Below are 8,447 nucleotides of genomic sequence, written 5' to 3'. Positions count from 1 at the left end.
CTTGCACCGCAGACCCGCGCGCCGGAGCAGTCCGGCCTTGCCGGCGTCTGCGTCGATCAATCCAAGGCGCATCGTGAGGACATCGACTGGCTGCGCGCCATCGCGGTGCTCGCAGTCATCGGCTTCCATTTCGAGGCGCCCGGGATCTTCGGCGGCTTCGTCGGCGTCGACATCTTCTTCGTCATCTCGGGCTATCTGATCACCGGCATCATCGCCGCCGAGAATGCGGAGGGCCGCTTCTCGCTTGCGCGCTTCTACGAACGGCGGCTGCGGCGGCTGTTGCCGGCGCTGTATGTCATGGTGGTGTGCGCGGCTATCCCGGCGTCATGGGATCTGCTCAGCTCCGAGCGCGCCGCGTTCTTCCGTTCGGCGGCGGCCGTCGTCACCTTCACCTCGAACATCTTCTTCTGGCTCCAGTCCGGCTATTTCGATCACGCGGCGGTCGAGAAGCCGCTGCTGCACACCTGGTCGCTGGCCGTCGAGGAGCAGGTCTATCTGGTGCTGCCGGTCGCGGTGTGGGCCGTGCTGCGGCTGGCCCGCGGGCATCGGCGCGCGCTGCCGCTCGCTCTTGCGCTGCTTACCGTAGCCTCGTTCGTACTCAGCGTCATGCTGATCCACGGCCATGCGTCCGCGACCGCGTTCTTCCTGAGCCCGCCGCGGGCCTGGGAGTTTCTGCTCGGCAGCCTGGTCGCCGTCTCGGGTCTGCCGGCGCCGCGCGCGGGCCTGGTACAGCGCTCGGCGCGCGGGCTCTCGCTGCTGCTGCTGGCGGTCCCGATTCTCTCGCTGCGCCCGGGCTCGGGCTTTCCGGGCGCCAACGCGCTCGCACCGTGTCTCGGCGCAGCGCTGTTCCTGTGGAGCGGAGTTGGCGTACCCAACCGGCCGCGCAGCCTGCTGTCGCCTCTCACCGCGGTCGCGTTCGTCGGCCGCATCTCCTATTCGCTGTATCTCTGGCATTGGCCGCTGTTCGCCTTTGCGCGCTTCGCCAAGCCCGGCCTCGCGCTCGACGGTGGGGAGCGGGCAGCCCTGTTCGCGCTGACGGTCGCGGTGGCCGCCTTGTCCTGGCGCTATGTCGAGCAGCCGTTCCGCGACCGCCGCCTGGTCGCGACGCCGCGCGCCGCCTTCGGCGTCGCTGCGCTGGCCAGCGTGCTCCTGCTCGCCGGCAGCGGGCTTGGCCTGATGCGAAGTGAGGCCAGCTCCGACGCCGATCGCGCGGCGCAGCGCCTCGACGACTACAACAGCTATGACATGAAGCCGGTCTATCGCTACGGCTCCTGCTTCACGACGCCGGACGGACGCGTGGCGGAGGACTGCCTGCGCCCGGCAACCGGCAAGACCAACATCCTGCTGTGGGGCGACAGCTTTGCCGCGCATGCCTATCACGGCCTCAAGGCGCAGCTCGATCCTGATCGCGTCAACATCATGCAGGCGAGCCAGCCGACCTGCATGCCGACGTTCAGCGCGGAAACGCAGGGCGTTCCGGCCTGCCGCGCGCTCGCCGAGCAGATGCGCGACCATCTCGCGTCACAGCGGCCCGATCTCGTGGTGATGGCGGCGGACTGGCTCGAGGACGCGCGGCCGCCGCGCTTCGCCGGCATGGTTCGCGACCTCCGGCTGACCCTGGCTCGTTTGAGCGAGGCCGGCATTCCGGTGGTGCTGCTCGGTCCCGCCGTGCAGTTTCGGGCGCGGCTGCCCTCGATGCTGGCGCGTGCGACTCTGCGCGGCGTCACGCCGGATCCCGCTGCCTTCGTCCGCTCGGACATCTTCGAACTCGACCAGGCGATGCAGGCGGCGCTGCCGAGCGGCGAAGGGCTGTCCTACGTCTCGATCCTGTCAGCGGTGTGCGTGCAGCGCAGCTGTCCGCTCACGGTCGGCGACGTCCCATTGTCGTTCGACCATGCGCATCTGACCGCCGAGGGCTCGGTGCATGTGATGGGCAAGGTCGCGCCGCTGATCCTGTCCCGCGCGCTGCAGCCCGGCTCAGTTCAGCAGGCCGACGATGGCCCCCATCAGGCAGGTGGTGAGGGTGCCCGAAACGATTGATTTGAGGCCGAGCGCGTTGATCTCGTCGCGCCGCGTCGGCGCCATGGTGCCGAGGCCGCCGATCATGATGCCGAGGCTGGCGAAGTTGGCGAAGCCGCACATCGCGTAGAGCATGATCAGCCGCGCGCGCGGGCCGAGCGCGGCTGCGTCGAGCTTCGAAAGCTCGACATAGGCGATTAGCTCGTTGAGCACCGTCTTGGTGCCCATCAGGCTGCCGGCCGTGACGGCCTCCGACCATGGCAGGCCCATCAGCCAGCACACCGGCGCCATCACCAGGCCGAGCAGCCGCTGCAGCGAGATGGCGGCGCCGCCGATCGCGGGCAGCAGCGACAGGATCGCGTTGGCGAGGTGCACCAGCGCGACCAGCACCAGCAGCAGCGCGACGATGTTCATCAAGAGCTCGAGTCCGGCACTGGTGCCCTTGACGATGGCGTCCATCGTCGAGGAGGCCTGCATCTCTGGATCACCGAGCGCGCCACCGGTGAGCTGCTTGGAGGTCTCCGGGACCATGATCAGGCTGATCAGGATCGAGGCCGGCGCCCCGAGCACCGAGGCGATGACGAAGTGCGCGGCGGCGTCGGGTATCAGTGGAGCAAGAAGCGTCGCGTACAAGACCAGCACGGTGCCGGCGATGCCGGCCATGCCGCCGGTCATCACCAGGAACAATTCGCTGCGCGTCATCTGCGCGAGGTAGGGCCGGATGAACAGTGGCGCCTCGACCATGCCGAGGAAGACGTTGGCCGCGGTGGAGAGGCCAACGGCGCCGCCGACGCCGAGCGTCCGCTCCAGCAGCCAGGCCATGCCGCGCACCAGCGGTGGCAGCACGCGCCAGTAGAACAGCAGCGTGGTCAGGACGCTCATGACCAGCACGATCGGCAGCGCCTGGAAGGCGAGCACGAAATCGGCGCCGGGCGCCTTCAGATCGAAGGGCAGGGCGCCGCCGCCGACATAGCCGAACACGAAGGACGTGCCGGCGCGCGAGGCGGATGAGATCGCGCCGACCGCGTCGTTGATGGCGCCGAAGGCGCGGGCGACGGTCGGCACCTTGAGCAGGACGACCGCGGTGAGGAGCGTCACCGCCAGCCCTAGCGCGGCCTGCCTCAGCGACACCGCGCGCCGGTTCTCGCCGAGCGCCCAGGCGAGCACGAGCAGCGCGACGATCCCGAACGCCGATTGCAGCTGAAGCATCAGATCCCCCAAAGCCCCGGCTCATTATGAGATGACGGAACAGCCCCGCGCAATGCGTTACGGCCATGCGGCGCCTGCGATTGACAAGCATCTATGCCTGCGTCACGCAGGCGCCATCATGTCGACCTCCGTCCCGATCGGCGCGCGCGATCTGCTCAAGCAAAGCGCGTTCCTGCTGTTCCTGTCGTCTCGCAGCCTGTCGCGCTTCGCGAGCCAGATCGCGGCGGTGGCGATCGGCTGGCAGATCTACGATCTGACCGGGCGCGCCTTCGATCTCGGCATGGTCGGCTTGATCCAGTTCCTGCCGACCGCCTTGCTGGTGTTCGTCGCCGGCAGCGCCGCCGACCGCTTCCCGCGCAAGCGCGTCGTGCAGCTGTGCCAGCTCGCCGAGGCGCTGACGGCGTTGTATCTGTGCTGGGGCGCCACTGCCGGCCAGCTCGGCGAATGGCAGCTGTTCGCATCCGTCTTCGTGCTCGGCATCGCCGGCGCGTTCGAGAGCCCGGCGACGGCCGCGCTGCTGCCGCTGATCGCGCCGGAAGGCACGTTGCAGCGGGCGAGCGCACTGTCGAGCGGCGCGGCGCAGCTCGCGACCATCACGGGTCCCGCCATCGGCGGCTTCGCTTATGCGGTCGCGCCCGGGCTGCCCTACGGCATCATGATGCTGTTCTGGCTCGGCGGCATGGCGCTGACCGGCTTGATGCAGGTGCCGGACGACGTGCCGGCGGAGCGGCTCGACGGCAGCGCGGACGATCTGTTTGCCGGCGTCCGCTTCATCCGCGCCAATCCCGCGATCCTCGGCACCATCTCGCTCGATTTGTTCGCGGTGCTGCTCGGCGGCGTCACTGCGTTGCTGCCGATCTATGCGCGTGACGTGCTCGACACCGGTCCTTTCGGCCTCGGCGTGCTCCGCGCAGCGCCCGCGGTCGGTGCGCTGATGATGACCGCGGTGCTCGCGCGTTACACGATCAAGCGGCGCGTCGGCCTGCGGATGTTTCAGGCTGTCATCGTGTTCGGCGCGGCGACGGTCGTGTTCGCGGTTTCGCACATCATGTGGATCTCGGTCCTGTCGCTCGCCATCCTCGGCGCCGCCGACACGATCAGCGTCGTGATCCGCTTCTCGCTGGTGCAGCTCGCCACGCCGAACGAGATGCGCGGCCGCGTCGGCGCGGTGAATTTCCTGTTCATCAACGCCTCCAACCAGCTCGGCCAGTTCGAGAGCGGCGTCACCGCCGCGCTGCTCGGCGCCATGCCCGCCGCGGTGCTCGGCGGTGTCGGCACGATCGCGGTGGCGCTGGCCTGGATGAAGCTGTTTCCGGAGCTGCGGAAGGTGGAGAGGTTGGAGTAGGGGCCGACCGCGGTCTTTTCGTCATTCCGGGGCATCGCGCAGGGATCAGCCCGGAGCCATAACCACGAAACGTCATGCGACCAAGACAATCGCCGCAGCCATCTCGCGCCACATTACCGCTTGTGGCTATGGATTCCGGGCTCGCGCTGCGCGCGCCCCGGAATGACGAGCGGAGAGAGCAGGGGCGCTTTCTGAGAAAGGCGACTAGCCCCGGCCAACGAACGGCATCTTGGTCGCCATCACGGTAATGAACAGCACGTTGGCGCTGAGCGGCAGGCCGGACATGTAGACGACGGCGTCGGCGACGGCTTTCACGTCCATGCGCGGCTCGGGCATCATGCGGCCGTCGGGCTGCAGCACGCCGCCGACCATGCGCTCGGTCATCGGCGTCTCGGCGTTGCCGATGTCGATCTGGCCGACGGCGATGTCGTAGGCGCGGCCGTCGAGATTGGAGGCCTTGGTCAGGCCGGTGATGGCGTGCTTGGTCGAAGTGTAGGGCGAGGAGAACGGCCGCGGCGCATGCGCCGAGATCGAGCCGTTATTGATGATGCGGCCGCCGCGCGGACTCTGGTCCTTCATGATGCGGAAGGCGTGCTGGGTGCACAGGAACGGCGCGGTGAGGTTGGTCGCGACCACCGACTGCCATTGCTCCATCGTGAGGTCTTCGAACGGCACCGGCGGCGCGCCCATGCCCGCATTGTTGAACAGCACGTCGAGACGCCCGTAGGTCTTCTTCACGGTGTCGAACAGCGCCGCGATCGAGGCGGGGTCCATCATGTCGGCGGGCACGGGAAGGCTCATGCCGGCAGGGCCGAGCTTGGCGGTCTCTTCCAGCATCTCCTTGCGGCGGCCGGCCAGCACCACGGTGAAGCCCGCGTTCATCAGCGCCAGCGATGTAGCGCGGCCGACACCCGTGCCTGCGCCCGTCACCAGCGCGATCTTCTTTGCTTCAGCCATGTTTCCTCACCTTTTCACGTTTTGCAGTTTTGAGCAGGATGAAGCGTCAGTGCTTCACTTCGCTCTGAGTCTTATAGGGCGGGCGCGGAATGTTGTTATGCGCCGCGCGCAGGGCCGCCGACCAGCGCGAGCGGAGGTCGTGGAAATAGGGCTCGCCAGCCTCGATGCGGTGGTTGAGATCGGCCTCGCAAGCATCGGAGCGCACCACCAGCACATCGATCGGCAGGCCCACGCCGAGATTGGAGCGCATCGTCGAATCCATCGAGATCAGCCCGGTCTTGAGCGCCTCGTAGAGCTCGACGTCGTAATGCATCGCGCGATCGAGCACCGGCTTGCCGTATTTGTGCTCGCCAATCTGCAGGTACGGCGTATCCGTGGTGCATTCGATGAAATTGCCGGCGGTGTAGACCATGAACAGCCGCATCCGCGAGCCCCTGATCTGGCCGCCGAACAGGAAGGAGACGTCGAACGAGATGTCCTCCGCCTTCAGCGCCGGACCTTCCGTCGCGTGCACCATGCGGATCGCCTTGCCGATGCGCTGCGCGGCCTGGAACATGGTCGGCGCGTTCATCAGCGTCTCGACCTCGCCGGTCTCCGGGTCTTCCATGCCCTCGGTCAGGGTCGACAGCACGGACTGGCTGATGGCGAGATTGCCGGCGCTGGCGACTGCCACGATGCGCTCGCCGGGATTGGAGAAGATGTGCAGCTTGCGGAAGGTCGAGACGTTGTCGAGACCCGCATTGGTCCGGGTGTCCGCGATCATGACAAGCCCGTCACGCACCAGAATTCCGCAGCAATAGGTCATCTCAGTCCCCTCAAGCCAGAGCGCGAATTAGTAGCGAAAATCGAAGGCGCGTCCAACCCCGCAATGGAGCGCGCGCCCCGGAATGACGACCGCTTGTGGAGCAGCGGCGGAGGGCTACGGCAGACCCTCAGGACTGGCGCTGCGACTGCGATTGCGACTGGCCGCCGCGGCCGACCTGCTCGACCTTCACCTTCACGGTGAGCGTCTCGGTGCCGCCGCCGTAGCGGGTGCCGCGCACCGGGGCGGCGCCGAGATAATCCAATCCGATCGCCACCCGGACATGGGCGTCGGTGGAGCAGATGCAGTTGGCGGCGTCGAAGCCGACCCAGCCGAGGTTCGGCACGAAGGCCTCGGCCCAGGCATGGCCAGCCTCTTGATGCACCGCACCATCGGAGCGCAGGAAGTGGCCGGACACGAAGCGCGCCGGGATCGCCGCGGCGCGCGCGCAGGCGATGAAGATGTGGGCGTAGTCCTGGCAGACGCCGCGCTTCAGGACGAATGCCTCCGCGGCCGAGGTGCCGCTGTGGGTCGGGTCCTCGTCGAAGGTCATGTGCTCGTAGACCTGCATCATCAGCGTGTGCAGGAAGCCGAGCACGTCGGACTCCGATTCCGCGCGCAACTCGCGGACGATGGCGCTCATCGCGGCGTTGGCCGTCGTCAGCGGGGTCTGCCGCAGGAAGAAGCCGGGCGGGAACCGCTCGTCGGTGCCCTTGAGCACGCCGCCGGTGTCGTGGGTCTCCACCAGACCCTCGGCGGTGATCGTGAGGTCCTGCAGCGCACCATGGGTGATGACGTGGGTGACGTTGCCGAACGCGTCCTCGTGCATGTCCAGCCGCGAATCGGTCGATACGTCGATCTGCCATTCCGCGACATATTGGCCGTCATGGCTGCCCGGCGTCATGCGGAGGATCTGGATGACGCCGGTCGCCGCCGGCTCGTAGCGGTAGGTGGTGGAATGGGAGATACGCAGGCGCATGGCAGTCGACCAGTCTTCGTCAGATGTGCTGTCCGCGGTAGCTCGTTTCACCTTCCCCCGAAAGGGGGAGGGGGGCCCCTCTCGCGAAGGGGATGGCGCGGGGCGCCGGGAGTGGTGTTGCAGACACAGTTCAATGAGCGCCCATGGCTGCCTCGGAGCGCGCCGAATGCCGGCGCGTCCGGATGCTCAGATCAGGTACTGCTTGGTGATGATCTCTCCCAGACGCGAATTGTCGGCGATGAACTCCTGGATGAACTCGTGCACGCCGCGCTGGAAGATGTCGTCCATGTTGGAGTGCTCGAGCCGGTTGCGCACGCCGCGGGCGTGGCGCTGCGACGGCCCCTGGCGGCCATAGGCAACGCCGATCTGGTCGAGATTGCGGACGAGATTGCCGTAGCAGCTGGCGAGCGAGCGCGGCAGCGTGTCATTCAGGATCAGAAGGTCCGCGATCAGCCAGGGTTTCAGCGTCTCGCGATACACCCAGTGATACGCCGTGAGCGCGGAGACCGAGCGCAGGATCGAGGTCCACTGGTAGTAGTCGAGCGGGCCGCCGACATGCTCCTCCTCGGGCAGCAGCACGTGATATTTCACGTCGAGAATGCGGGCGGTGTTGTCGGCGCGCTCCAGATGCAGGCCGAGCCGCGAGAACCAGTAGGCGTCGTTGCGCAGCATCGTCCGGTAGGCTGAGCCGTCGAAGCGCAGCGAGGTCTCCTGCACGAAGCGCAGGAAGCGGGCGAGCTCCTCACGCGTCTTGGTGCCCTTGCTCCACACTTCCTGCAGCTCGATCCAGGAGCCGTTGAGCGTGTCCCACATCTCCGAGGTCAGCGCCGTGCGGACCGAGCGAGCGTTGAGACGGGCGGCCTCGATGCAGTTCTTGATCGAGGACGGGTTCGACTGGTTGAACGACAGATACTCGACGACGTTGTGCTCGTTGGCCTCTGGATAGGCCTCGAAGAAGCTCGCATGGACACCGGCGGTCATCAGCGCCGATTCCCATTCGTTGGTCTTGCCGATATAGGCCGCGGGCAGGGCGGTGACGCGCAGGGTGGCGTCGATGGTGCGGGCGAGATACTCGGCGCGCTCCACATAGCGGGCGAGCCAGTACAGGTTTTCGGCGGTGCGCGACAGCATGGGCA

General features: G+C 67.3%; 7 protein-coding genes. 2 read left to right on the top strand and 5 right to left on the bottom strand.

Going from position 1 to position 8,447, the window contains the following annotated elements; translation table 11 throughout:
• Positions 1-2,040: acyltransferase family protein (locus BRAO375_RS34095; protein WP_283806111.1), on the top strand; the 2,040-nt coding region annotated here is incomplete at its 5' end.
• Here BRAO375_RS34095 and BRAO375_RS34090 read toward each other — a convergent pair.
• Complete coding sequence (locus tag BRAO375_RS34090; RefSeq protein WP_009031970.1) at positions 1,978-3,228, bottom strand: NupC/NupG family nucleoside CNT transporter; 1,251 nt, start codon at positions 3,226-3,228, stop codon at positions 1,978-1,980. The two genes, BRAO375_RS34095 and BRAO375_RS34090, sit on opposite strands and share 63 nt — an antisense overlap.
• A gap of 118 nt (positions 3,229-3,346) precedes the next feature.
• On the opposite strand from BRAO375_RS34090, the gene BRAO375_RS34085 reads away from it, so the two are divergent.
• A complete protein-coding gene (locus BRAO375_RS34085; protein WP_009031969.1) occupies positions 3,347-4,573 on the top strand; it encodes an MFS transporter in 1,227 nt (408 codons plus the stop codon).
• Between the two features lie 204 nt (positions 4,574-4,777).
• Here BRAO375_RS34085 and BRAO375_RS34080 read toward each other — a convergent pair whose 3' ends face one another.
• From BRAO375_RS34080 to BRAO375_RS34065, 4 genes are all read right to left on the bottom strand, one after another.
• The gene (locus tag BRAO375_RS34080) at positions 4,778-5,530 is read right to left on the bottom strand and encodes an SDR family oxidoreductase (RefSeq protein ID WP_009031968.1); all 753 of its coding nucleotides are present in this window, start codon (positions 5,528-5,530) and stop codon (positions 4,778-4,780) included.
• Positions 5,531-5,576: 46 nt separating this feature from the next.
• On the bottom strand, positions 5,577-6,335 hold the full coding sequence (locus BRAO375_RS34075; protein ID WP_009031967.1) for a proteasome-type protease: 759 nt from the start codon (positions 6,333-6,335) through the stop codon (positions 5,577-5,579).
• A gap of 127 nt (positions 6,336-6,462) precedes the next feature.
• Positions 6,463-7,311: a transglutaminase family protein gene (locus BRAO375_RS34070; protein ID WP_009031966.1), complete on the bottom strand. Its 849-nt coding sequence runs from the start codon at positions 7,309-7,311 to the stop codon at positions 6,463-6,465.
• 186 nt (positions 7,312-7,497) lie between these two features.
• Positions 7,498-8,442, bottom strand: coding sequence for an alpha-E domain-containing protein (locus BRAO375_RS34065; RefSeq protein WP_035643558.1), 945 nt, complete (start codon positions 8,440-8,442; stop codon positions 7,498-7,500).
• Between the last annotated feature and the right edge of the window lie 5 nt (positions 8,443-8,447).

It is taken from the genome of Bradyrhizobium sp. ORS 375 (assembly GCF_000239775.1).
In the GTDB taxonomy this organism is placed as follows: domain Bacteria; phylum Pseudomonadota; class Alphaproteobacteria; order Rhizobiales; family Xanthobacteraceae; genus Bradyrhizobium.
This window is presented reverse-complemented; position numbering and strand designations above follow the sequence as displayed.